General features: G+C 56.9%; 20 protein-coding genes and 2 tRNA genes. 17 read left to right on the top strand and 5 right to left on the bottom strand.

Going from position 1 to position 24,079, the window contains the following annotated elements; all coding sequences use genetic code 11:
* Positions 1–6 precede the first annotated feature (6 nt).
* Positions 7–846, top strand: a complete 840-nt coding sequence (gene tatC / locus MUN46_RS01905) for a twin-arginine translocase subunit TatC (protein ID WP_243376005.1) — start codon at positions 7–9, stop codon at positions 844–846.
* Positions 847–895: 49 nt separating this feature from the next.
* Here the strand turns inward: tatC and MUN46_RS01900 are convergent, their stop codons facing one another.
* Positions 896–1,645 (bottom strand): Nif3-like dinuclear metal center hexameric protein, encoded by a 750-nt coding sequence (locus MUN46_RS01900; protein WP_243376004.1) that lies wholly within the window; start codon positions 1,643–1,645, stop codon positions 896–898.
* 14 nt (positions 1,646–1,659) lie between these two features.
* Here MUN46_RS01900 and MUN46_RS01895 point away from each other — a divergent pair, with 14 nt between their 5' ends.
* Positions 1,660–2,772 (top strand): S1C family serine protease, encoded by a 1,113-nt coding sequence (locus MUN46_RS01895; RefSeq protein ID WP_243376003.1) that lies wholly within the window; start codon positions 1,660–1,662, stop codon positions 2,770–2,772.
* 36 nt (positions 2,773–2,808) lie between these two features.
* Here MUN46_RS01895 and mscL read toward each other — a convergent pair whose 3' ends face one another.
* On the bottom strand, positions 2,809–3,258 hold the full coding sequence (gene mscL / locus MUN46_RS01890) for a large conductance mechanosensitive channel protein MscL (protein WP_243376002.1): 450 nt from the start codon (positions 3,256–3,258) through the stop codon (positions 2,809–2,811).
* A gap of 191 nt (positions 3,259–3,449) precedes the next feature.
* Between mscL and MUN46_RS01885 the strand changes: the two genes are divergently transcribed.
* The 9 genes from MUN46_RS01885 (at position 3,450) to prmC (ending at position 15,259) form a co-directional block, all read left to right on the top strand.
* Positions 3,450–4,055 carry a glutathione S-transferase N-terminal domain-containing protein gene (locus MUN46_RS01885; protein ID WP_243376001.1) on the top strand — a complete coding sequence of 202 codons (606 nt, stop codon included), beginning with the start codon at positions 3,450–3,452 and terminating at the stop codon, positions 4,053–4,055.
* Position 4,056: 1 nt separating this feature from the next.
* Entirely contained in the window at positions 4,057–4,458 is a 402-nt protein-coding gene (locus MUN46_RS01880; RefSeq protein WP_243376000.1) for a stringent starvation protein B, read from the top strand.
* Between the two features lie 20 nt (positions 4,459–4,478).
* Positions 4,479–4,554 (top strand) — tRNA-Thr (locus MUN46_RS01875).
* Positions 4,555–4,667: 113 nt separating this feature from the next.
* Entirely contained in the window at positions 4,668–5,354 is a 687-nt protein-coding gene (locus MUN46_RS01870) for a transposase (protein WP_285230535.1), read from the top strand.
* 183 nt (positions 5,355–5,537) lie between these two features.
* Entirely contained in the window at positions 5,538–10,214 is a 4,677-nt protein-coding gene (locus MUN46_RS01865) for a glutamate synthase-related protein (RefSeq protein WP_243375998.1), read from the top strand.
* 14 nt (positions 10,215–10,228) lie between these two features.
* Positions 10,229–11,716, top strand: a complete 1,488-nt coding sequence (locus tag MUN46_RS01860) for a glutamate synthase subunit beta (RefSeq protein WP_243375997.1) — start codon at positions 10,229–10,231, stop codon at positions 11,714–11,716.
* Positions 11,717–11,950: 234 nt separating this feature from the next.
* Entirely contained in the window at positions 11,951–13,252 is a 1,302-nt protein-coding gene (hemA, locus tag MUN46_RS01855) for a glutamyl-tRNA reductase (RefSeq protein WP_243375996.1), read from the top strand.
* 51 nt (positions 13,253–13,303) lie between these two features.
* Positions 13,304–14,389: a peptide chain release factor 1 gene (gene prfA / locus MUN46_RS01850; RefSeq protein WP_243376098.1), complete on the top strand. Its 1,086-nt coding sequence runs from the start codon at positions 13,304–13,306 to the stop codon at positions 14,387–14,389.
* A gap of 12 nt (positions 14,390–14,401) precedes the next feature.
* On the top strand, positions 14,402–15,259 hold the full coding sequence (gene prmC / locus MUN46_RS01845) for a peptide chain release factor N(5)-glutamine methyltransferase (RefSeq protein ID WP_243375995.1): 858 nt from the start codon (positions 14,402–14,404) through the stop codon (positions 15,257–15,259).
* Between the two features lie 98 nt (positions 15,260–15,357).
* Here prmC and MUN46_RS01840 read toward each other — a convergent pair.
* Both MUN46_RS01840 and mltA read right to left on the bottom strand, forming a co-directional pair.
* Positions 15,358–15,433 (bottom strand) — tRNA-Phe (locus tag MUN46_RS01840).
* A gap of 231 nt (positions 15,434–15,664) precedes the next feature.
* A complete protein-coding gene (gene mltA / locus MUN46_RS01835) occupies positions 15,665–16,861 on the bottom strand; it encodes a murein transglycosylase A (protein WP_243375994.1) in 1,197 nt (398 codons plus the stop codon).
* 98 nt (positions 16,862–16,959) lie between these two features.
* Between mltA and rpe the strand changes: the two genes are divergently transcribed.
* Complete coding sequence (gene rpe, locus MUN46_RS01830) at positions 16,960–17,652, top strand: ribulose-phosphate 3-epimerase (RefSeq protein WP_243375993.1); 693 nt, start codon at positions 16,960–16,962, stop codon at positions 17,650–17,652.
* A gap of 3 nt (positions 17,653–17,655) precedes the next feature.
* Complete coding sequence (locus tag MUN46_RS01825; RefSeq protein WP_285230534.1) at positions 17,656–18,354, top strand: HAD-IA family hydrolase; 699 nt, start codon at positions 17,656–17,658, stop codon at positions 18,352–18,354.
* A gap of 189 nt (positions 18,355–18,543) precedes the next feature.
* On the opposite strand, the gene MUN46_RS01820 is transcribed toward MUN46_RS01825, so the two are convergent.
* Positions 18,544–19,944, bottom strand: coding sequence for an ISNCY family transposase (locus tag MUN46_RS01820; RefSeq protein ID WP_285230533.1), 1,401 nt, complete (start codon positions 19,942–19,944; stop codon positions 18,544–18,546).
* A gap of 507 nt (positions 19,945–20,451) precedes the next feature.
* Here MUN46_RS01820 and trpE point away from each other — a divergent pair.
* Genes trpE through trpD form a run of 4 tightly spaced genes read left to right on the top strand, consistent with a single transcriptional unit; the run spans position 20,452 to position 24,070 of the window.
* Positions 20,452–21,945 carry an anthranilate synthase component I gene (gene trpE, locus MUN46_RS01815; protein ID WP_243375991.1) on the top strand — a complete coding sequence of 498 codons (1,494 nt, stop codon included), beginning with the start codon at positions 20,452–20,454 and terminating at the stop codon, positions 21,943–21,945.
* Between the two features lie 9 nt (positions 21,946–21,954).
* Entirely contained in the window at positions 21,955–22,524 is a 570-nt protein-coding gene (locus tag MUN46_RS01810; RefSeq protein WP_243375990.1) for an anthranilate synthase component II, read from the top strand.
* A gap of 3 nt (positions 22,525–22,527) precedes the next feature.
* A complete protein-coding gene (locus tag MUN46_RS01805) occupies positions 22,528–22,989 on the top strand; it encodes a lysozyme inhibitor LprI family protein (RefSeq protein ID WP_237978716.1) in 462 nt (153 codons plus the stop codon).
* A 28-nt stretch (positions 22,990–23,017) separates the two neighbouring features.
* The gene (gene trpD / locus MUN46_RS01800; protein WP_243375989.1) at positions 23,018–24,070 is read left to right on the top strand and encodes an anthranilate phosphoribosyltransferase; all 1,053 of its coding nucleotides are present in this window, start codon (positions 23,018–23,020) and stop codon (positions 24,068–24,070) included.
* The last annotated feature ends 9 nt before the right edge of the window (positions 24,071–24,079 follow it).

Below are 24,079 nucleotides of genomic sequence, written 5' to 3'. Positions count from 1 at the left end.
GATGCCATGAGCGAAAAAAAAGAAAACCTTCCGATTGAAGCCCCAGACGATCCGAGGAACGAGCAGCCTCTCGTCGAGCATCTGATCGAGCTGCGGAACAGGCTGGTCAAGTCGATGCTGGCCATCATCATCGTCTTTTTCATCCTTTCCCCCTTCATGAAGCAGCTGTTTGACGCCCTGTCCATGCCGCTGATGGTCGCGCTGCCGCAGGGAACGAAACTGCTGTCAACGGGCGTCGTCGCGCCGTTTCTGGTGCCGCTGAAGGTGACGCTTTTCGTCGCCTTCCTGATCGCTCTGCCTTATGTGCTTTATCAGGCCTGGGCTTATGTGGCGCCTGCGCTGTACCGCCAGGAAAAGCGCCTGGTTCTGCCGGTTCTGGTTTCTTCTGTTGCGATGTTCGCAGCGGGCATCGTTTACTGCTATTTCGTTGTTTTCCGATTTGTTTTCCGCTTTATTGCCCAGTTCTCCCCGGAGTCGGTCAATTTCGCCCCGGACATTGATTCATACTTCAGCTTTGTGCTGACCCTCTTTTTCGCCTTCGGGGTGACGTTTGAGGTGCCCATTATCGTCATGGTGCTCAACCATGTGGGCATCGCTTCGCTGCAGGCCCTGAAAAAGGCCCGCCCTTATGTTGTCGTCGGAGCTTTTGTGCTCGCGGCGATCTTCACTCCTCCGGATGTCCTTTCCCAGATCCTGCTGGCGCTGCCGCTTGTGATTCTTTATCAGGCGGGCATCTGGCTTGTCCAGATTTTTGGTAAAAAGAATCCGAAGCCGTTCATGGAGCAGGAGCGCGAGGAAATCGCAGAGCTCGAGAAGCGCGAAAAGGAAGCCGGGGCCGGGAAGTGAGGCCGCGCGGCGAATTCCGCCCGGGACCGCTGGATTCGGCCGCAGCCCCCTAAACGGGGTTGTCGATGTCGATGAATTCCACCTCGAGCCCGAGGTTTTCCCGAATCCACCCGCCCAAAGCCTGGATGCCGAAGCGCTCCGTCGCATGGTGTCCGCAGGCAAGATACGGGACACCGGATTCCCTCGCCTGGTGGAATGTCTGCTCTGAGATTTCTCCGGACAGGTACAGATCGGCGCCCTGAGCAGCAGCTTCCTCAAAGAAGCCTTGCGCGGCGCCCGTGCACCAGCAGACCGTTTGAACCATTCGGTCGGGATCACCTGCGAGAAGGGGCTTCCTGGCAAGCTTTTCGGCTGCCAAGGAGGCAAAGCCGGAGGCCGTCATCGGGCCGCTCTTTAAAACGCCTTTCCAGCCGAGGCTCATCTCTCCCCACTGGCCGGTGGGCCGAATGCCCAGAACTTCCGCCAGCCTCGCGTTGTTTCCGAGGGCGGGGTGGGCGTCGAGCGGGAGGTGGTAGGCGATCAGATTCAGCCCGTTTTGCAGGGCGGTTTGGATGCGCCTGCGTCTGATGCCGGTGATGCAGGGGCTTTCATTTTTCCAGAACCAGCCGTGGTGAACGAGCACAGCGTCAGCCTGCCGGCTGACAGCGGCGTCAAGCAGAGCCTGGCAGGCCGTGACGCCGGTTATAATTCGGACGGTCTCCTTCCTGCCCTCGACCTGCAGCCCGTTGGGGGCATAATCATGGAAGCGTTCGGTTTCAAGCAGCGAGTTGAGCTTGTCAACCAGCATCTGGGTCTGCATGGAAAGAGTCCTCTATGTTGAAGCGCCTGTGGCTTATTTTCGCCCAAACGGTCACCGTCTGCGCGGGGGTCGGCCTGGCGGTTGTTTTGTGGGAGCATTTCCACGGCAGACCTGACGCTGCCAGCCTGCCGGTCATGCGGGAGAGCGGGACCGTGCTTTCCTACTCGGAAGCGGTTAAAAAAGCAGCTCCAGCCGTCGTCAACATCTATACGACGCAGGCCGTCGAGGAAGACGAGGATACGGCCGGAACGAACCCGGCAGGCATTCCCCGCTCCTCCGGCGCTACTCCCCTGGGTTCTGGGGTCGTTGTGAGCAGAAACGGCTTCATCCTCACCAACAATCATGTTATAGAAGACCTGACGGATATCTCTGTTGCACTGCATGACGGCAGGGAGTTCCAGGCCCGGAGGATGGGCATAGACCCTGAGACGGACCTGGCGCTCCTCAAGGTTGATGCGCAGGATCTCTCGCCCATTGAGTTCGGCTCGAGCGACACCCTGGAGGTGGGGGACGTTGTGCTGGCCATCGGCAATCCCTTCAACGTCGGACAGACGGTCACCATGGGCATTGTTTCCGCACTTGGGCGGCACAGTCTCGGCCTGAACAGCTTCGAGGACTTTATTCAGACGGACGCTGCCATCAACCGCGGCAACTCGGGAGGGGCCCTCATCAACTCTTCCGGTCAGCTCATCGGGATCAACACCGCGATTTTTTCCCCCGACATGAATGCGGGGACCTCCGTTGGCATTGGCTTTGCGATTCCCACCCGGCTGGTGAACGAGGTGCTGCCGGCCCTCATGAAGAGCGGCAGGGTCCGGCGCGGGTACCTGGGGCTGGTGCCTCAGGCCCTTACGCCTGAAATTGCGGACAAGCTGAAGCTGGGCGGACGCCAGGGGGTGCTGGTCGCCGTAGTGAAGAAGGATGCGGCGGCGTGGGCCTCCGGGATACGCGAGGGGGATCTGATCACGTCGGTGGACGGGCAGCCGGTCACGGATGTGGCGGCCATGATGCGGCAGGTGTCGGCCATCAAGCCCGGGCGGACCGTCGAGGTGATGTTCTATCGGGGCGGGAAGAAATGGAGGACTCAGGTGACGCTGCAGGAGCGGCCTCCCCTGAAGAGCAAGTGAGGCGTCTCTCCCGGCACGGCCGGGAGAGATGGAAAATCAGCCGTTTTTCTTCATCAGGTCGCGGATTTCCCGCAGCAGCTGGATGTCTTCGGGAACCGGCGCCGGGGCAGACGGGGCGGGGGGCTGCTTGCGCTCGAGTCTCTCGCGCATCGTGTTCATCGACTTGATGATGAAGAAGATGACCAGGGACAGGAGGAGGAACTGGATCACCGCCGTCAGGAAGGCGCCGTAGCCGAACACGGTGGCGCCGGCCTTGGTGAGGGCCTCGTAGGTCTGGGGCCCGGTGTAGCCGTCGGGCATCTTCATGACCCAGAACAGGTTGTGGAAATCCGGTTTGCCGATGATGAAGCCCACCACCGGGTTGATGATGTCCTTCACAAGGCTCGAGACAATTTGGTTGAAAGCGCCGCCGATGATGACGCCGACAGCCAGATCCATGACATTGCCTTTGGAGATGAAGGCCTGGAATTCTTTTAAAAAGCCCATCGTGGTACCTTTAGGTTGATGAGAACAGATGCCGGAGCTGCGCTAAGGGCTGGCTTTGGCGGCACTTTGCTGAAAGTTCTAAAATAGCTATTTTAAAATCAAAAACGGCGTACAGCCGTTTTCTGAACCATAAGTCTTTCTCCTTGACTAAAAGGAACAAGGCTTTTCTTCAATCGGGGAAACAGCATCATATGATGGTATTGTATTCTGGCACAACGGATCCTTTTTCTCATCGCTGCCGCTTTGTTCTCTTCGAGAAGGGCATGGACTTCGAGATTCGCGATGTGGACATGTTCAACATCCCGCCCGAAGTCAAGGCCATGACTCCGTACGGGACGGTGCCTGTCCTCAGTGAGAGGGACCTTATCCTTTATGAAGCCAACGTCATTGACGAATACATTGATGAGCGGTTTCCTCATCCTCAGCTCATGCCGCCGGATCCCATCACGCGCGCCCGCACCCGCATGTTCCTCTACGGGTTTGAGCGCGAGCTCTATCAGCCCGTGCGCGTCCTGGAGAACCATGCCTCGGCCGAGAAAGACAAGGCGGTCGCCAGAAGGAGCATCGCCAACCAGCTGCAGCAGTTTTCCGGCCACCTCTCCAAGAACAAGTATTTCCTTGGAGAGGATTTCTCCATGCTCGACATCTGCATAGCCCCTCTTCTCTGGAGGCTTGACTACTACAAGATCGAGCTGCCCAAGACGGCGAAGGCGATCCAGATTTATGCGGAGAGAGTGTTCTCCCGGCCCGCTTTCATGGAGTCCATGACCCCTTCAGAAAAAGTGATGCGTCGCTGATATGAACGATACAAGCGATTTCCACCCTGCAGTCCCGTTGAAGCCCTACCTGATCCGGGCCATGGTCCAGTGGTGCGAGGACAATGGCCTGCGTCCCTATCTTGTCATCCAAGTCGACGACGGCGTGCAGGTTCCGCGCGAGTACGTTCGGGATGGACAGATCGTTCTGAACGTCTCTTCCGCGGCGGCTCACAACGCCGACTTTGGCAATGAAGAGATCACTTTTGCGGCGCGATTCGGAATGCAGGCTAGCGAAATCAGGGTTCCGGTCCGCGCCGTGATAGCGGCTTATCCCGCCGAGTGTCCCGAGGCGGGCTTCTGTCTGGACTACAAGCCCGCGGCTGACGCTCAGCCCGCCCGGACGGGGAGCGGGAAGCGGCTGAACATACAAAAAATCAAATAATCGGGTATAGTTCCATACCTGCCCGTTTAGCACAGTTGGTAGTGCACTCGCCTTGTAAGCGAAAGGTCGTCTGTTCGAGTCAGACAACGGGCACCAGGTTATTGACGGGGTCCCATCTCTGAAACGGTGCGGCTGTTCGGGCAGGGACGAAGGCACTGAGGCATCGCTGCGGGGCGGCGCCTCGGTGTTTTTTTATTTCCGAGGCCTCCATGGCAAGAATGGCGCGTTTAGAGCTGGTGGGCGAAATCCATCATGTAGCTCTCAGGGGGCGGCAGACGGTTTTTTTCGACGAGGCCGACTGTGTGATGCTGCTCCATGCGCTCTCGGAAGAAGCAAGAGAACGGGAAGTCAGTCTTCTCTCATGGTCCCTGCTGCCGGATTCCGTGCACCTGCTGGTCCGGCCCCGCGAAAAAGGCGCTCTCGCCCTGCTGATGCAGGGCCTTGGCCGCCGCTGGGTCCCGCAGTACAACCAGCGGCACCGCCTGACCGGGTCTCCGTGGACCGGCAGGTATTACAGCTGTCCCATTGACTCGTCTTGGGAGCTGAGGGCGATGAGGTTTGTAGACGCTCTGGCCTGCTTTCAGGGCATATGCGAACGGCCGTGGGACTACCGCTGGTCGAGCTGCTCGGCCCGTGTGATGGGAACTCCCGGTGCGATTGATGTCGAAACTCCGAGATCCTGGTGGGATTTGGGCAACACGCCGTTCGACCGTCAGGCTAGATATCAGGACTTTCTTATGAAGGCGGAGTCCGGCAGATGGCTGGACGAGCTGCGCTGCGCCACCCGCCTGGGCCGCCCCTTTGGTACGAAGGAATGGATGGATTCGAGCGGTGTTCCTCGCGACAGGGTTCCGACCGGCAGGAAGCCGGGCCGGCCGCGGAGGCCTCGGCGGTAAGATGGTGTCTCTACGACAAATATGATATGTCCCTTATTATAGAGCAAGTTATTTCACAATTATTTTAAATTAGGGACATATCAAGGGGGCGACGTCGTTGCGAATCCCCTGCCTCTGCGGCAAAAATGAATTCCATCAGCGCGGAACGCCCTTGGTGTTCGAAAACAGCGCAGGGAGACAACGATGAAAAAGGCAGAGGCGGCCCGCGTGGCTGCAGAAAAGGGGCTTTATTCCCCGGCATATGAACATGACTCCTGCGGCGTGGGCTTTGTCGCAAGCATCAAGGGAGTTGCGACGCACCGCACGATCGAACAGGGGCTGAAGATCCTGCACAACCTGGATCACCGCGGGGCCGTCGGGGCCGATCCCCTGTGCGGGGACGGCGCCGGCATCATGATTCAGATCCCCGATGAACTTTTCAGGGCGGAATTCGGACAGCTGGGCATCACTCTGCCTCCGCCGGGAGAGTACGGGGTCGGCATGATTTTCCTGCCCAGGGAGCCGGCCAGCCGCCGAGCCTGCGAAGAAGAGCTTGAGCGGGCCGTGCGTGCCGAGGGCCAGGTGGTCATCGGGTGGCGCGAGGTGCCGGTCGACCACGAGATGCCGACCTCCCCGACGGTGAAGGCGAGCGAGCCTGTCATCCGTCAGATTTTCATCGGCCGAGGCCCGGACGTGATGGTGCAGGAGGCTCTCGAGCGGCGCCTTTATGTCATTCGCAAAAGCGCGAGCCACAAAATCCAGGCGCTCAAGCTCACGCACGGGCACGAGTATTTTGTGCCGTCCATGAGCACGAGAACCGTGGTTTACAAGGGGCTGCTGCTGGCCGATCAGGTGGGGGTTTACTACCGGGATCTCGCCAATCCTCTGTGCAAGAGCGCCATCGCGCTGGTCCACCAGAGGTTTTCGACCAACACTTTCCCGAGCTGGGAGCTCGCCCATCCCTACCGTTACATCGCCCACAACGGCGAGATCAACACGGTCAAGGGCAACTTCAACTGGATCAGGGCCCGAGAAGGGATGAAGAGCGCCGTTCTCTCGGACGAGGACTTAAAAAAACTCTCGCCGCTGATTTATGAAGGACAGAGCGACACGGCCTGCCTCGACAACGCGCTGGAGCTGCTGGTGATGTGCGGCTACTCTCTGCCGCATGCCGTGATGATGCTGATCCCTGAGGCCTGGGAAAGAGCGGAAAAGGACATGGAGCCCGAAAAGCGGGCCCTCTACGAGTACAACGCCGCCATCATGGAGCCCTGGGACGGACCGGCCGTCATCGCCTTCACCGACGGAGTGAGAATTGGCGCGACTCTCGACCGCAATGGCCTGAGGCCGGCCCGTTATGTGGAGACCGACGACGACTACGTCATCCTCGCCTCCGAGGCGGGAGTCATCCCGGTGCCGGACTCAAGGATTCGGAGCAAGCAGAAGCTGCATCCGGGCAAGATGCTCCTGATTGACACCGGGCTTGGAAGGATCATCAGCGACGAGGAAGTCAAAAAACAGCTCGCGGGTGCGCATCCCTACGAGGAGTGGACCCAGAAAATCAACATCAAGCTGTCGGCCATTGAGGAGCCGAAAAAGCTACCGCACCTGCGCAAGATTCCCCTTGTCCGCGAGCAGCAGGCGTTCGGCTACACTGCCGAAGACCTGAAGGTTCTGATGTGTCCCATGGCCGAGGAGCGCAAGGAGCCCCTGGGATCGATGGGCGACGATACTTCACTGCCGGTGCTGTCGTCGCGCAGCCAGTCCTTTTACCAGTACTTCAAGCAGCTTTTCGCTCAGGTGACCAATCCGCCGATCGACCCGATTCGGGAAGAGATGGTGACTTCCCTGATCAGCTTCATCGGACCCAAGCCCGATCTTCTCGACATCAATAACGTGAATCCGCCGCGCCGCCTGGTGGTGAACCAGCCGATTCTCAACGACGGGGAGATGGAGAAGATCAATCAAATTTCCAGATACACGGCCGGAAAGTTCCGTTCCTGCCGCCTGTCGCTGTGCTATCCGGTGGAGTGGGGCGCGGCCGGGGTGGAGGCCCATCTTGCCAGCCTGTGCGCGAAGGCCGTGGACGCCGTCCGCAGCGGCTTTAACATTCTCATCGTCTCGGACCGCGGAGTTGATGAGAAGATGGTGGCAGTGCCCGCGCTGCTGGCCACCAGCGCGTTGCACCAGCACCTGATCAAGGCGGGGCTGCGTACTCAGACGGGCATTGTGGTCGAAACCGGAAGTGCCAGAGAAACGCACCATTTCGCTCTCCTGGCCGGTTTCGGAGCCGAAGCCGTTCATCCGTACCTGGCTATTGAAACGCTTCGTGATTATTACGGAGACGGCTCCGCGCATGGTGGCCTGACCGGTGAAAAAGCGGTGGAGAACTACATTTATGCCCTTGACCAGGGACTGACGAAAATCATGGCCAAAATGGGCATCTCCACTTACATGAGTTATCGAGGCGCGCAGATCTTTGAGGCGATCGGGCTGTCCCAGGAGCTGATGGACCGGTATTTCAAGGGAACCCGTTCCTCGATCGGCGGTCTGGGCCTTTTCGATGTCATGCAGGAGGCTGTGAACATGCATCACGAGGCGTTCCATCGGGCGCCTTCGATGAACCTCCAGCTCGATGACGGGGGAGAGTACGCCTGGAGGCCGAGGGGCGAGGAGCACATGTGGACGCCCCAGGCCATCGGCGCCCTGCAGAGAGCCGCCCGCTTCAACGATTACGGCCGGTACCGTGAATACGCCCAGATCATCAACGATCAGAGCAAAAGGCACATGACGATTCGCGGGCTTTTTGACTTTAAGCTGAAGCCGGAGGCGGCCGTGCCGCTCTCGGAGGTGGAAAGTGCGGATGAAATCGTCAAGCGTTTTGCAACCGGGGCCATGTCTCTGGGCTCTATCTCCGCGGAGGCGCACGCGGCTCTCGCCGTTGCCATGAACCGCATCGGCGGGAAAAGCAACACTGGTGAAGGCGGCGAGGATGAAAAGCGCTACGAGAGGGAACTGCGCACGGGCAGCTCGGGCATCGAAGACGGCATGACGCTGGCCGATATCCTGGGCAAGGACGTCGTTGCCGGACGGCTTGATCTGAAAAAGGGAGACTCCCTGCGCTCCCGGATCAAGCAGGTGGCCTCGGCCCGGTTTGGCGTGACGGAGACGTACCTGCTGTCAGCAGACCAGATCCAGATCAAGATGGCCCAGGGGGCCAAGCCGGGCGAAGGCGGGCATCTCCCCGGCAAAAAAGTGAGCCCCTATATTGCAAAGCTCCGCTACTCGGTGCCGGGCGTCGGCCTTATTTCGCCGCCTCCGCACCATGACATTTACTCCATCGAGGATCTGGCCCAGCTTATCCACGACCTGAAGAACGCCAACCCGAAGGCCTCCATCTCCGTGAAGCTGGTCAGCGAATCTGGCGTGGGGACCATCGCCGCCGGTGTAGCCAAGGCCAAAGCGGACCACATCGTGATTTCCGGACATGACGGCGGCACAGGCGCCAGTCCCCTGTCTTCAGTCAAGCACGCTGGGACTCCCTGGGAGATCGGCCTGTCCGAGACGCAGCAGACGCTGGTGGTGAATCGCCTGCGCAGCCGTGTCCGCATTCAGGTTGACGGGCAGATCAAGACTGGCCGCGATGTTGTTATAGGAGCGCTGCTAGGCGCCGATGAATTCGGGTTCGCCACGGCCCCACTGGTGGTTCTGGGCTGCATGATGATGCGCAAATGCCACCTGAACACCTGCCCGGCCGGCATAGCAACTCAGGATCCGGAACTGCGCGCGCTCTTCCACGGAAAGCCCGAGCACCTGGTGAATTATTTCCACTTCGTGGCCGAAGAGGTGCGCGAGCTGATGGCCTCGCTCGGCTTCCGCCGTTTCGACGATATGATCGGACGCGCAGACTGTCTGGTGCAGCGCGCAGATGCGGGCGGCAAGGCCTCGAAGATCGACTGCTCGAGAGTGCTCTATGAGCCTGAGGTTTCCAGTCCGAAGGAGCGGCGCAACAGCACCGTCCAGAACCACGGGCTGGAGAAGAGTCTCGACTGGGAGCTGATACGTCTTGCGAAGCCGGCCCTGGAAAAAGGCGAGAAGGTGCGCATGTCCCTCAATGTCCACAATGTCAACCGCACCTGCGGCACCCTGCTGTCAAGCCAGGTCGCTCTCAGGTACGGGAAGGAGGGACTGCCCGATGACACTATCCATGTTGAACTGCACGGCAGCGCGGGGCAGAGCCTGGGGGCTTTCCTTGTTCCCGGCATTACTCTCGACCTGAAGGGCGAGGCCAACGACTACGTGGGCAAGGGGCTGTGCGGGGGAAGAATCATCGTGGAGTGTACAGACGAATTTCACGGCCGCGGTGCGGAAAACGTCATTGCGGGCAACACGACGCTTTATGGCGCGACCTCCGGCGAAGCGTACTTCAACGGCGTGGTTGGCGAGCGTTTCGCAGTCAGGCTTTCCGGTGCCTCGGCGGTGGTCGAGGGCTGCGGGGACCACGGATGTGAATACATGACCGGCGGGACGGTAGTCGTGCTCGGGGAAACAGGTAGGAATTTCGCTGCGGGCATGAGCGGAGGAATCGCATACGTCTACGACGACAAGGGGGACTTCGAAAGACGCTGCAATTCGGCCTCGGTCATGCTCGAGCGCGTGCCCTCCTCGGCCGAGCAGGAGAGAAATGAAAGCCGCGCCCTGTGGCACCAGGGCCGCACGGACGAGGAGCTTCTCCACGAGCTGATCGCCAGCCACTACAGATATACGGGCAGCGCAAGGGCCAAGGAGCTTCTGGACAACTGGCAGGTTTCTAGGGCGAGATTCGTCAAGATATTCCCCCTTGAGTACCGCAAAGTGCTTCAAGCCGGCCTCATCCACTGAAAGGAGCCTTAAAAATGATAAATAATCGCGGCTTTATGGAAATAGCGAGAGAAGAGCGGGCCGAGGATCCTGTCGAGAAGCGGATTGTGCGCTGGAGCGAGTTCCGGCATACGCTGTCCCCGCAAAAAGCCATCGAGCAGGCCGAACGCTGCATGGAGTGCGGCACGCCTTTCTGTGCGCAGGCCTGCCCTGTTCACAACCTGGCTCCCGAGTTCAATGACGATGTCAGGCGCGGCGACTGGAAGCAGGCCTGGCTCTGCCTGGCGAGCACCAATAATTTCCCAGAATTCACCAGCCGGGTCTGTCCGGCTTTGTGCGAGGGGTCCTGCTCCCTGGGGTTCGCAAAAGATTCCAGCGTGACCATCCAGGCCATTGAGAATGCCATTGTGGAGCGCGCATGGAAAGAGGGCTGGGTTGTGCCCCTGATTCCCAGAGAGAAAAGCGGCAAAAAAGTGGCTGTCGTCGGATCAGGGCCTTCCGGCCTCGCCTGCGCCCAGCAGCTGGCGAGAGCCGGGCACGATGTGACCGTTTACGAAAAAAACGAACGCCCGGGCGGGCTCCTCAGGTTTGGAATCCCGGATTTCAAGCTTTCCAAGTCGGTGCTGGACCGCAGACTCGAACAGATGAAGGCAGAAGGCGTGAAGTTTGTGGTCTCCACTGCGGTGGGATCCGACCGTTTTTCTCCGGGCGTTGGCTCCAAGGCCAAGAAGAAAATAGCGGCATCAGATCTTATTAATGCCTATGACGCGGTCGTCCTTTGCGGCGGGTCCGAGGTGCCACGCGATCTCGATGTTCCGGGCCGCAAGCTTCAGGGAGTGCATTTTGCTCTGGAGCTTCTGCAGGCCTGCAACCGGGAGGTCTCAGGAGAAGGAAAGTCAAAAATCAGCGTTAAGGATCAGGATGTCATCGTCATCGGCGGCGGTGACACCGGGGCCGACGTGGTGGGCACTGCGCACAGGCAGGGCGCCCGTTCCGTCATGCAGGTTGAAATCAATCCCGAGCCGCCTGAAAAAGCGGATCGGTTTGCGGTCTGGCCGGATTGGCCGAGGATTCTTCGGACCTCGGCTTTCCATGAGGAGGGATGCGAGCGCCGCTGGTGTTTCGGCACCAAGGAATTCCTGGGCGATAAAAAAGGCCATCTCCGCGCGGTCAAGGCGGTTCAGCTCGAGTGGTCGCATGATGCGGTGACGGGGCGCCGGGTGTTCAAGGAGAAGCCTGGCACCGAAGTGGAAATCCCCGTCCAGGCTGCGTTTCTAGCCATGGGATTCGTGCATCCGAGCGCAGAAGTGCTGGACGCTTTCGGAGTGGAGAAGGATCTCAGGGGAAACGCACGCGCTGCCGCTGCCGGGGCCTCGGCTTATCAGACGAATGTGCCCAAGGTCTTCGTGGCCGGAGACATGCGAAGGGGGCAGAGCCTGGTGGTCAGGGCGATTGCGGAAGGTCGCCATGCTGCGAAAGCCGTGGACAAGTATTTGATGGGAGAGTCCTTCCTGGAAGACTGATGAGAGGTAATTTATTGTTTTTGATTTAGATTTTAAGAATCTCTCATTTATAATAGTAAAATCAGAAAAGAGGTGTATAAAAGCCACTAGCTCGCATGGGCACGGAGGCATTTGGAAAGGATCATATAATCGTGGTCTGCTTTTCTTAACAGAAGAAAAAGCCGCTTGGCCCTGAATAAAGAAGATATATGACCCTCCCCGGGCTCTTTAGCAAGAGCCTGGGAAAATTCTGCAATGCAACTCTTAGCCATAGGTTTAAACCATAAAACAGCCCCGCTCGCTGTTCGGGAGTCCGTCTCCTTTACATCGGAGGAAATAGCGCAGGCGCTTCCAGCCGTGCTGGATGCGTTCGCTCCGAAAATTGAAGGCGCCGTAAAGGAGGCGATGATTCTTTCGACCTGCAACCGAACAGAATTTTTCTTTTCGGCTGAGGACGCATCCCTGGCTGCCCAAAAGCTGGTTCCCTTTGTTGCGGATATGAAGGGACTCAGCCTTCGGGAACTCCTTCCCCACACTTATCAGTTTCGGCAGGCCGATGTGGCAAGACACGCCTTCAGGGTCGCGAGCGGACTTGACTCCATGGTGCTTGGCGAGACTCAGATTGTCGGCCAGATCAAAAAAGCCTGGAGGGAGGCAAGGCAGGCGAAGGCGATCGGCCTGATGCTGGGACATTTGTTTGACTGCACCTTTGCAGCTGCTAAGGAAGTGCGCACTGCGACCGCCATTGGTTCCAACTCGGTTTCACTCGCCGCGGCCGGAGTCCGGATGGCCTCCCAGCTGTTTGGCGATCTTTCCAAGGAAAAGATTCTGTTTGTCGGTGCTGGAGAGATGATTGAGCTGTGCGCCGCTCATTTCTGTGCGCAGCATCCCGCCAGAGTTGTGATTGCCAACCGCACCCTTGACCGAGGCGCAGCGCTTGCGCGGCGCTTTCAGGCCGAGGCGGCTGAGCTCAAGTCCCTGCCTGACATCATCTCGGATTTTGACATCATCGTCACCTGCACAGCATCGGCCCTGCCGATTATCGGCCTGGGTATGATCCAGCGCGCTGTCGCCCAGCGCAGGCACCGCCCGATTCTGATCATCGATCTGGCTGTTCCCCGTGATGTGGAGCCGGAGGTCTCGAATCTGGAGGATGTCTACCTCTATACGGTCGATGATCTGGGAAAAGTCGTGGCCTACGGCAAGGAGAGCCGCCGCGTGGCGGTTTCGCAGGCGGAGGCCATTATTGAAATGCGTGTCAGGGATTTTGAGGCCTGGCTTGCCACGCGTGAGGCCGTCCCTGAAATCCGCGCTCTGCGCGGCAGGGGAGAGCAGCTTCGTCAGGAAGCACTGCAGAAGGCTCGTCAAAGACTGGCCGCCGGGGTGGAAGCTGAAACTGTGCTGGAGGAGCTCTCCAGGGCGCTGACGCGAAAGTTCCTGCATTCCCCCACTGTGCTTTTGCGCGACGGGGGCGGGCTGCCGCCGGCGGAGCGAGCCAAGGCGGCAGGAATTCTCCGGGAGTTCTATCTGCCCAGGTCCGAAAACGGCGCTTCCTGAGTTTTGGGGATTTAAATCCCAACCTCTTTTTTGACGGTAAGACTCCTCATGATGAACGAATCAATGCGAGCCAGGCTGAGGGCTCTGGACAGGAGGCTGGAAGAGATAGACGCGATGCTGTCGTCTCCCGAAGTCTGCAGCGACATAGACAAGTATCGTGCGCTCTCCCAGGAAAGGGCGGAAATCGAGCCTGTGGCGCAGAAAGCGCGCGAGTACCAGAAAGTGGAGCAGCAGGTTTCCGACTGCGAGGAGATGCTGTCCGACCCGGATATGAAGGCTCTGGCTCAGGAAGAGCTTCTCGCAGGCAAGAAGCGGCTGGCGGAATTGGAAAGCGAGTTGAAAGTGCTGCTTCTTCCGACCGATCCCAACGACCATCGGAATATTTTCTTGGAAATCCGGGCAGGCACCGGCGGGGATGAGTCGGCTCTTTTTGCAGGTGATCTTCTTCGCATGTATCTGCGTTACGCCGAGCGACAGGGCTGGAAAACTGAAATAGTCTCTAAGAATGAAAGCGATCTGGGAGGCTACAAGGAGGTCATTGTCCGCGTTATTGGCAGGGGAGCCTACTCGAAGCTCAAATTTGAATCCGGCGGCCACCGGGTGCAGCGAGTGCCTGTGACGGAGTCCCAGGGACGGATCCACACCTCTGCGTGCACAGTCGCCGTGCTGCCGGAGCTCGACGAGGTGGAGGCTGTAAAAATAGATCCCTCGGAGCTGAGAATCGATGTGTACCGGGCTTCGGGGGCGGGTGGCCAGCATGTGCAGAAAACTGACTCTGCGGTCCGCATAACCCACCTTCCCACCGGCTTGGTCGTGGAATGTCAGGACGAGCGAAGCCAGAGGCAGAACAAGGAGCGGGCGATGCAGGTGCTCGCCGCTCGGCTTTACGCTAAAAAAGTGGCAGAACAGCAGGAGGCGGAAGCCTCAGAACGCAAGAGCCTGATAGGGTCCGGGGATCGTTCTGAAAGGATCAGAACTTATAACTTCCCGCAGGGACGAGTTACGGATCACCGGATTAACTTGACGCTGTATAAGCTCGATCAGATCATGGACGGCGATTTGGATGAGATTATTTCGGCTCTGATTACGGAACATCAGGCCAAGCTGCTCTCCGAGATGGCCGGGCGCCAGAGCTAAGGGCCGGACACTATGCAGGCAGGCTGCCTTCTTCAGGAAGCTGGCTCCAGGCTAGGCCGCTTTGAGGCCCGGTTACTCCTCGCCTATGTCCTCGGCGTGCCCGTTGAAAAATTAATTGCTCACCCGGAGATGGAACTTTCCGCTTCGCAGGAGCAGGCCTACCGGCTGGTAGTTCAACGAAGGCTTAAAGGCGAGCCTTACGCCTATATCGCGGGAGAGCAGGAGTTTTTTGGCAGGGCTTTTAAAGTCACGCCCGATGTTCTGATCCCCCGGCCCGATACGGAGCTGCTGGTGGAAACAGCACTTCATATCCTGGAGCCGTTCAAATCGCCCCGAGTGCTGGATTTGGGGACCGGGAGCGGTTGCATAGCCGTGACCATTGCGAGGGAAAATCCTTCGGCCCGGGTGACGGGCTGCGACATTTCCGAGCCTGCCCTGCGGGTGGCCGCAGGCAACGCCGCAGGAACAGACGTTCTTTTTTTCAAGAGCCGGTGGTTTGACCAAATCCCTGAAGGGAGCCGCTTTGAGCTTATTGTTTCAAACCCGCCGTATGTTGCGGAAGCAAGCCCTTATTTGGCAGATCTCAGCTATGAACCGAAAGGTGCGCTTGTAAGCGGACCGAAGGGGATGGATGACCTGACGGAGATCATTCACAAGGCTCCGAGATTTCTTTCCTCATGCGGTTGGCTGGCCGTAGAGCATGGCTTTGATCAGGGCGCTCCCTGCCGGAGGCTGTTTTCCGAGGCGGGGTTCTCGGACGTAAGAACTTTAAAGGATCTCGGAGGATACGATCGGGTTACTTTAGGAGAACTGCGTCAGGTTCCTAAGTTGCTTTCGAAGGATGCCAGACAGGAAGGACGGCATGAGTGAGAAATAGGCTTGAAAACAATTAAATTCATCAGGCTAAGTTAATTAAGCCAAAAAAAAAGCGCCAAGCGATTGAATCGCATGGCGCTCTTTTGCATAGGTGGTGGTCAGGGGCGGAATCGAACCGTCGACACACGGATTTTCAGTCCGTTGCTCTACCGACTGAGCTACCTGACCACGCGAGAGGATAATATCCTAGCACAGTTTTTCATAAAAATCCAATTTTATTTGAGCCTCTAGTGCGATTTCTTGAATGCCAATCCCCGATTCCTCAAAAAACTAAGTAGGTTGACAGCTTCAAAGACGGACTGGCGGCCCAGTTCCGCAGAGCGTGGGTGTCTGATTTGCTATGAAAAAGTGCTGCCAAGGGGCGCCCATCTCTGGAGTTTATATCTGGGCCGTCCCGGCTCAGGGCCGGAGAAGCTCTTCCGGCCGGTGGCCACGGGGAACCAGAATCCAAGCGGAGACTTGGCTTTTTTGCCTTCCGGCCATGTCCCCCGCCTTGTCGCCTGAGCCCCAGAAATAATCGAAGCGGAGAATGCCTCTGATGGCTCCTCCAGTATCCTGGGCTATGACCGGCCTTACAAAGTGAATGTCCGGAGAACTCTGGCTCACTTGAAGAATGAACGGACTCCCATATTTCCATATGCTGCGGTCGACCGCGACGGAGGCCAGGGGTGTCAGCGGGACGCCCTGTGCTCCGCGGGGCCCTTGGCCAGGCCGGGCGGTTAAGTCCTGCCTGAAAAATACATAGCTGGGGTTGTAATCAAGCAGGCTGCGGATTTCTCCTGGATTGTTCTTGGCCCAGGCCCTGATGGCCTGCATGGATGCCTCTTTGGGAGTGATGTATCCCTTCCTGATGAGCCATTGCGCCACGGCTTTGTATGGATGGCCGTTTTGGTCAGCGTAAGTGACTCGGATAACCCCTCTCCCAGGAATCTGAAGCTGGCCGGATCCCTGAATCTGCAGAAAAAGCTGGTCAATCGGATCTGACAGCCAGGCGATCGCATATGGGTAAAGATCTCTTCGCTCGTCAATGGAATGCCGGTCGTCATAGGGGATGAGCCTGCGGCCGGAAAGTTTTCCCCGGACTCTTTTTCCTTTCAATTCGGGGTACAAAGTGGCTAGGTCAACATCTATCAGGTCCGGAGGAGTAGAGAGGACCGGCCAGGAGTACTGAGCCGTCCGTTTCAGCGAGGCTTTCAGGACAGGTTCGTAATAGCCGGTGAGTAAACCTGTAGCTGACAAAGAAGAGGCGCCGTCCGTGTGTTTTTCATCCAGAATTTTCCAGATTGTGAAGCTGTTGGAAAAGAAGTCCAGCGCAGAGCTCTGATTCTCTAAAGAAGCGCAGCTTTGTCCCCAGAGCGAAGACTGTCTGAATCCTGGCAACGCGCAGGAAGACTGGAAAGATCTCTTTGCATTTTCCCAGTCTTTTGCCGAAACCTGCTGGAAATCAGAGAAGGAGGCGGGCTCAAACCGGGGCATGTGACTGACGCGGTTGCGCTGGGCTGAGGGCGGCTGAACGCTCTGGCAGCCGAAAAGTGCGAGGCTGGCGATGCCGGCCAGAACGAAGGACGGAATCCAGCGAAGCGGCTGAAAGTTCACGATAGTCTCTTTTATATAAACAAAGCAAGAAAAGGGTGCAAAAGAAAACCTCGGGGGTCTTTTAAAATAACAATACCCTTTAACGAAAGGAAAAGCGGATGAAAAAAATTTTCATAGCCCCTTCTCTCCTGTCGGCAGATTTCGCCCGGCTGGGGGAGGAAGTCAAAGACGTCGTGGAAGCAGGAGCTGACTGGATTCATTTTGATGTGATGGACAACCATTTTGTTCCTAATTTAACCATCGGTCCCTGCGTCTTAAAAGCAATCCGTCCCTACACTTCGGTTGACATCGATGTGCACCTCATGGTCGAGCCTGTCGATGCGCTGGTTGGTTCCTTTGCCGAGGCGGGCGCCAATTGGATTACTTTTCATGCTGAGGCGTGCAGGCATATAGACCGCACGCTTCAGCTGATCCGCTCCTTTGGAATTCATGCAGGGCTCGCCCTTAACCCTGCGACCCCTCTTTCCTGTCTGGACTATGTGCTGAATAAAGTGGATATGGTTCTTCTCATGAGCGTCAATCCGGGCTTTGGTGGGCAGAAGTTTATCCCCTCCTGCCTTTCGAAAATAAAGGCAGCAAGAAAAGTCCTGAATCAGCATGAAAGTGAGACAGGGCACATGATCCGCCTGGAGGTCGACGGAGGCGTCAAAGTCGCAAACATTGCCGGCATCGCCGCGGCCGGTGCGGATACTTTTGTTGCAGGGTCGGCCATATTCGGACAGAAGGGCAAGGACGGCTATCGGCAGGCTATGCGGAGCATGCGCGACGAAATTGGTAAATCGGGGATTTAAAAGGTGCTGTTCGTGAGCGTGCAGTCTTTAGAAAAAATCGAAGCCATTTTGTTTGATCTAGATGGAACTCTGGTGGATTCGCTGCCGGATCTGCATTTTGGAATCGAGCAGGTTCTCAGGAAATGGCATCTGGCCTCGATGAGCGAGGAGGAGGTCGGCCGCTATATCGGGAAAGGAGTGGTCAATCTAGCTCAGCGGGTTCTTCAAGCGAGGCTGCCGGGGGCGGGGGAGGAAGAGATACAGAAATTCACAAGGGACTATGTGAACGCACTTTCCGTTTCCGGAAACGCGCATACCCGGCTGATGCCTACGGTAAAAGAGTCGCTGGCTGCCTTACGGGCAGACGGCATTCCGCTTGCTTTGGTGACAAACAAGGCTGGTGCTCTGATTGGAGACGTTCTTAAAAAAACAGAACTGGAAGGGTTTTTCCCGGAAAATTTGCGAATCTCTCCTGACGGCGGGCTCTCCCCGAAACCCGCACCGGACATGCTTCTTTTGGCTTCCCGTAGGCTGGGCGTTCCTGCGGGGCAATGCGCCATGTTCGGCGATTCCCGAAATGACGCTTTGGCCGCCAGAGCTGCGGGAATGCAGTCCGTTCTGGTCAGAACCGGCTATAACGAGGGCGTGCCCATAGACAGGTGGGCTGTTAGAGCAAAGGGAAAATGTCACATGCCAGCACAACGGGACTATGTCACACCCTAGCAAAGCGATTATGACACCAAAAATTCTCCGCCAAAGACAGAAATTGAGAGCCCCCTGGGGCCCTTTATCGTCTTCATGGAGAACACCCTGCCCACGCTCTGTCGGGCGCTCGCCTCAAATGGGCTGAAGCCCGTGCGGGCTGTGGGCAGGTTGGGAAAAAAGATCTTCTGAGAGCCTGTGTTGATTTCATTATTTGCCAGATCTGTTTTTCCGCTGCTTCAGCTTTTCTTCGAGTTCACGGGCCTTTTGGTCACGCTCTTTTCTCTGGGCCTGCCGTTGCTTCGCTTCAGCCATTTCGCATTCCAGCTTCATGACGAAGCCGTTGGGTCGCAAATCTTCCTTCTCAATGATTCGATCCAGGCATGCGTCTATGGTCTTCGATGACTCAAGGTATTCCGTGCGCTCGAGCGTTTTTCTTTTCCGGGCTTCAAAGCAGAGCAGATGTTCTTTGCCCCGTGCATCCCGGTAGACCATTTCCGGCGCACGGCCATCCGGGTACTCGATGACGCTGACTTTCTTGCCCATCAGCTCAAACTTCCGAGCGCTCGCATTCTTGAGCTGCAGGATCGACCCCCCGAAGGAGACGCTCAGAGATTTGCTCAGAACGCGTTCGTGCCACCAGGCGCATATGCGTTCAATCTCGGGCATACTTTCTTCAGCCACCGCACAGTTTGCGCTCAGGGGTTCTCTTGGGTCGATTCCAAACCGCTGATTGAAATCCCTGATCAGTTCGTCCATGCGCTGATTGGCGGTGGCCATGTCTTCGATTCCCATGACCCTGAACTCATGCGGCCAGCGCCCCTGCAGCGTCTTGAACAGGCGTTCTATCCGGCCTTTTGCCTGCGGGCTCTGAGCGAATATCTGCTCGATCTGAAGCTTGTCGCAGACTCTCTGAAACTGTGTGCCCTCTACATTTTTGGACCGGCCCTGAGCCAACGCGCGGAAAGTGCCGTGCCGATCGCTGTATAGCGCAAGGGGGATTCCGTGCGCCCTGATGTATTGGAGCAGCACGGTCATATAGCCCGCCGCGGTCTCCGAGGGAAAGAACCCGGCAGCGGCGATTCTGCCGGTCGCATCGTCAATGAACGCGATTAATGAGCACTCTTTCTGACCGGGGCCGAACCATCTGTGCGGGCTGCCGTCGATCTGAACCAGCTCGCCGAACCTTGACCTTCTGCGCCTCAGAAAATGACCGGCTCTTCTGAGCCCCTGCTCTGAGGCCTGAGGGCTGAGTTCTCTCAGAATCTTTCGAACAGTTTCCTTCGACACTTTGATCCCTTCGTTTTTCACAAGGTACTGAGTCAGGAGCGTCGGAGGGAAATCCTGATATTTTGTAACTGCCAGTTCTATGATTTTTAAACGAATATCGTCTGGCAGGCGGTTGCTCGGGGGCCGCCCTTTGTTGCCATGGGGCGGATCTGCGGCTTCGCCCCTTTTCCAGGCGGCCAGCCTGCGATAGAACTGGCGAATGCTCAGCTTCATCGCTTTGGCTGCCTCCGGCACCGAGAGCAGGCCGTAGGCGACCTGTTCGAAAATCTCCTCTGTGCCGGTCTGGGACTTCGGGGCTCTTTCAGGAAGCGAGTTTTTCATGTGCGACTCCTAAAAAACAGGCTCTCTGAAGTGATTGTGTGACAAAATCGCTTTGCCGGGGGCTGTCATGCAGATTGCCGGCTTATGACAGAGTCGCGTTGCCGGACCATGACATAGTCCCGTAGTTTTCCGTGACATTATCGCGTTGCTCTAACACCCATAGACAGGTGGGCCTCCGAAAATGGTTTTAGTGCTATATTTGACAACATTGGTGAAGCGTTGAAACAGATGCAGCGCTGATCCTCTCTCATCCTTTTCTTTGGCTAGATCATGTTGATGTTTGCGGTTTCATTTGAAAGCATCAGCCGGGTGGCAGCGTCGATCCGTCTGCACACCCGGGGGGCATGGTCTTGGCGTCTCTAAGCTTCTGCCGTATCAATTCCCTGCGTGTTTTCCGGGGAATTCCCTTGTTTTCCGTATTTCTTTTGTTTGCTCCTTATTGATTTTTTACCAAGGCGGGCCCCGGGCTCGCCGGGACAGGGGCAGACGATTTAGCAGGAGTACCCTATGCTCGAATCTGAATTCAAAGCCCTGGCCTCAGAAGGCTACAACCGTATTCCCCTGGTTGCGGAGTGCCTAGCCGACCTGGACACCCCTTTGTCTATTTACAGAAAACTGGCTGACCGGCCCAACAGCTTTCTGCTGGAATCAGTGGCAGGAGGCGAGCGGTTTGCGCGCTACTCATTCATAGGTCTGCCGGCCCGCCGGAGAATTGAAGTAAGGATCAACGGAGAGGATTCGAGGGCCCGCGTCGTTGAGGATGGGAAAGTCATCGAAGTGCTGGACGGCAACCCTCTGGAAGCCATTGAGAAGTACTTCCATCGCTTTAAAGTAGCCCCGCGCCCCGGTCTCCCGAGATTCAGCGGCGGACTCGTGGGGTATCTGGGCTACGACACGGTTCGTCTGATTGAAAAGAAGCTGGGGGCGCCCAAGAAGGATGACCTGGGTGTTCCGGATATCGTGCTTCTTCTGACAGAAGAAATAGCGGTGGTTGACAATATCTCCGGCCGTATTTACATGATCATCCATGTCGATCCCAATCAGCCAGAAGCTTATTCCAGGGGCGTAAACCGTCTGCGGGAACTCCGGCAGAAACTGCACAGGGCGACTGAAAATCCGTATGTGGGGCCTGGTGTGCGCCAGGCGGAAATCCGGGAGTTTGCAAAAAAGGATTATCTAGCCGCGGTTCAAAAGGCTAAGGAATATATCGCTCAGGGGGAGGTAATGCAGGTTCAGATCGGGCAAAGGATCGCCAGAAAATTTGCCAATGAGCCGATATCCCTTTACAGGGCGCTGCGTTCTCTGAATCCTTCGCCTTATATGTACTATTACGATTTTGGCGACTTCCATATTGTTGGCGCTTCTCCTGAAATTCTGGTTCGAAGCGAAGGAGAGCCGGATGGCACTCGGAAAGTGTACATTCGCCCCATAGCGGGGTCGCGCAGGAGGGGGCTGACGCCGCAGCAGGACCAGAAATTTGAAAATGATCTGAAGACTGACCCCAAGGAGAAAGCCGAGCATCTGATGCTCATCGACTTGGCCCGCAACGATATTGGACGCATCGCGGAAATTGGTTCGGTCAATGTCCCGGATAAGTTTGTCGTAGAAAAATACAGCCACATTCAGCACCTTGTCAGCGAGGTCGAAGGACGTCTTCGCCCGGGGCTGTCAAATTTTGATGTCTTTAAGGCTTCATTTCCCGCCGGTACGCTCACCGGTGCCCCCAAGATCCGGGCCATGGAAATTATCGATGAGCTCGAACCCGTTCGGCGCGGCATTTACGGCGGAGCCGTCGGTTACTTTTCCTATGCCGGGGACATGGATATGTGCATTGCCATTCGCACAGCCATTATCAAAAACAAGATGCTGTATGCGCAGGCGGCTGCAGGCATAGTCGCAGATTCCATTCCGGAAAATGAGTACATGGAAACTGAAACCAAGGCTAGGGCCGTTTTGAGGGCGGCAGAGATGGTTGAAGACGGGCTGGAACAGGCAATTTAGGAGAACGCCATGCTGGTCATGATCGACAATTACGACAGCTTTACCTATAACCTCGTCCAGTATTTTGGAAAGCTGGGGCAGGACGTCAGGGTATTTAGGAACGATGAAACATCGCTTGAAGAAATTGAACGCCTCAAGCCGGATTATTTGTGCATTTCTCCGGGTCCCAGCGTCCCCAAAAATGCAGGCATCTCGGAATCGGCGATCAAATATTTCGCAGGCAAACTGCCAATTCTGGGGGTGTGCCTCGGGCACCAGGCGATTGGCGAGGTCTTCGGGGGAAGAATTTCGCTCGCCGGTCGCGTGATGCACGGCAAGACTGATGTCATCCAACATACCAACGAGGGCGTTTTCAAAGGGCTGCCGCAGGGTATTTCGGTTGCAAGATACCATTCGCTGGTGATCGATCCTCATGCGCTTCCTCCCTGCCTTCAGGTGACGGCAACATCCTCGGACGGAGAGATCATGGGGGTTCGCCACAAGAAATACGATATCCAGGGCGTTCAGTTCCATCCGGAGTCCATCGCTACGGAACATGGGATGGAGATGCTCAAGAATTTCCTTGATGTAAGGATTTAGAAAATGGCGTTTGGAAAATGTGCATTTTGCGCGAGTGCATCATTTTTAATGCTGGTGTCCGCATCTGTCCAAGCAGAGGCATTGTCTGAGTGCTACAAGAATGCGGAAAATCGGGTTCAGGTCCGCCAGTGCCTTCAAAAGGAGTTGGACCAAACCCAGCGCGAATACGAGGAAATCCTTGAGAAGCTGTCTGCGCAGCTGTCTGACCGCGAGGGCCAGCCCTATGGAGCCGGGCAGAAAAAGCACAAGCGTGCGGGCGGTTTGACATCGATGCTCAGCTCAGCGAACAGCGCATTCGAACTCTACGCCAAGAAGGAGTGCGGTTTCGAAAGTGCGATGATGGGCAGTGGAACCGGAGCGGGGAATCAGATGATTGCCTGCCGGATTAACCTTTTGCATACGCGGATCGGGGCCCTGAGTAGTTTTCTGCGGTTCTCCCCCGGTTCTTCGGGCAATAATCAGTGATCTTTAAACTCTTAACTGCGAGGTAAAAATGACTATTACTATCTCAGAGGCCATTCAGAGAACGGTTGAGCACAGGGAAATATTCCCGGATGAAATGACTCAGATCTGGATGGAGCTCATGACCGGGAAACTGACTCCGGCGCAGATTGCTGGTCTAACAATCGGCCTGAGGGTAAAAAAAGAGACGATCGGTGAGATTACGGCGGCGGCAAAAGTAATGCGCCAGCTCTCCAAGAAAGTGGTAGTCAAGAACTCGGAAACGCTTTTGGACATTGTGGGGACTGGCGGAGACGGGGCGAAAACGTTCAATATTTCCACGACCTCGATGTTTGTCATCGCTGCAGCTGGCGGACGGGTTGCCAAGCACGGCGGCGGGTCTGTTTCCTCGAAGTCTGGGGCTGCGGATGCGCTGAAGGCTCTCGGCGGAAACATCATGCTCACCCCCGAGCAGATCGCGCAGTGCATCGAGGAGACGGGCACGGGATTTATGTTTGCTCCGCTGCATCATGCGGCCATGAAGTACGCGGCTCCCGTCCGTAAGGAGTTGGGAGTCAGGACGATTTTCAATATTCTGGGGCCTCTGACCAACCCTGCAAATGCCGGCTGCGAAATGTTGGGCGTGTTCCATCAGGATCTAGTGGGCATTTGCGTACGGGTTTTGAAAGACTTGGGACTGCGGCGCGCTTTGGTTGTCTACGGTTGCGATGGAATGGATGAGGTCAGTCTTGGTGCTAAAACCATGATTGGCGAATTAATCGACGGGAAGATTCGTGAATACGACATCCATCCGGAAGACTTCAACCTGCCGATGAGCTCTGTCCGCCATCTCCAGGTCAACAGCCCCGAAGAGTCTGTAAAAATGATGCTGGACGTCCTTCATGGCGAAAACACCCCGGCAAAGACAGTGGTGATTTTCAACTCGGGCGTCGGGCTTTATACGGCAGGCATAGTTCCTTCCATTGCCGTAGGAATTCAAAAGGCCCGGGAAGCTGTCGACAGCGGGGCCGCTTTGGAAAAAATGCGCGCATATGTCGCGAAAACAAACGAGCTTGCCGGGACCGAACCTCCGGTTAGGTATTAATTGTTAGCG

The sequence above is a fragment of the Mesosutterella faecium genome (genome assembly GCF_022809315.2).
GTDB classification, from domain to species: Bacteria; Pseudomonadota; Gammaproteobacteria; order Burkholderiales; family Burkholderiaceae_F; genus Mesosutterella; species Mesosutterella faecium.
Note: the sequence above shows the minus strand (reverse complement) of the source record. Positions and strands in the feature narration are given on the sequence as shown.

Excerpts from the sequence above, each read along its gene's own strand:
- MUN46_RS01820 (WP_285230533.1), bottom strand. The coding sequence starts at position 19,944 with ATGAAAAACTCGCTTCCTGAAAGAGCCCCGAAGTCCCAGACCGGCACA.
- prmC (WP_243375995.1), top strand. The coding sequence starts at position 14,402 with ATGCAGGCAGGCTGCCTTCTTCAGGAAGCTGGCTCCAGGCTAGGCCGC.
- MUN46_RS01860 (WP_243375997.1), top strand. The coding sequence starts at position 10,229 with ATGATAAATAATCGCGGCTTTATGGAAATAGCGAGAGAAGAGCGGGCC.
- MUN46_RS01870 (WP_285230535.1), top strand. The coding sequence starts at position 4,668 with ATGGCAAGAATGGCGCGTTTAGAGCTGGTGGGCGAAATCCATCATGTA.
- MUN46_RS01895 (WP_243376003.1), top strand. The coding sequence starts at position 1,660 with ATGTTGAAGCGCCTGTGGCTTATTTTCGCCCAAACGGTCACCGTCTGC.
- MUN46_RS01885 (WP_243376001.1), top strand. The coding sequence starts at position 3,450 with ATGATGGTATTGTATTCTGGCACAACGGATCCTTTTTCTCATCGCTGC.
- mscL (WP_243376002.1), bottom strand. The coding sequence starts at position 3,258 with ATGGGCTTTTTAAAAGAATTCCAGGCCTTCATCTCCAAAGGCAATGTC.
- MUN46_RS01810 (WP_243375990.1), top strand. The coding sequence starts at position 21,955 with ATGCTGGTCATGATCGACAATTACGACAGCTTTACCTATAACCTCGTC.
- trpD (WP_243375989.1), top strand. The coding sequence starts at position 23,018 with ATGACTATTACTATCTCAGAGGCCATTCAGAGAACGGTTGAGCACAGG.
- tatC (WP_243376005.1), top strand. The coding sequence starts at position 7 with ATGAGCGAAAAAAAAGAAAACCTTCCGATTGAAGCCCCAGACGATCCG.
- prfA (WP_243376098.1), top strand. The coding sequence starts at position 13,304 with ATGAACGAATCAATGCGAGCCAGGCTGAGGGCTCTGGACAGGAGGCTG.
- rpe (WP_243375993.1), top strand. The coding sequence starts at position 16,960 with ATGAAAAAAATTTTCATAGCCCCTTCTCTCCTGTCGGCAGATTTCGCC.
- MUN46_RS01865 (WP_243375998.1), top strand. The coding sequence starts at position 5,538 with ATGAAAAAGGCAGAGGCGGCCCGCGTGGCTGCAGAAAAGGGGCTTTAT.
- MUN46_RS01805 (WP_237978716.1), top strand. The coding sequence starts at position 22,528 with ATGGCGTTTGGAAAATGTGCATTTTGCGCGAGTGCATCATTTTTAATG.
- MUN46_RS01900 (WP_243376004.1), bottom strand. The coding sequence starts at position 1,645 with ATGCAGACCCAGATGCTGGTTGACAAGCTCAACTCGCTGCTTGAAACC.
- trpE (WP_243375991.1), top strand. The coding sequence starts at position 20,452 with ATGCTCGAATCTGAATTCAAAGCCCTGGCCTCAGAAGGCTACAACCGT.
- hemA (WP_243375996.1), top strand. The coding sequence starts at position 11,951 with ATGCAACTCTTAGCCATAGGTTTAAACCATAAAACAGCCCCGCTCGCT.
- MUN46_RS01880 (WP_243376000.1), top strand. The coding sequence starts at position 4,057 with ATGAACGATACAAGCGATTTCCACCCTGCAGTCCCGTTGAAGCCCTAC.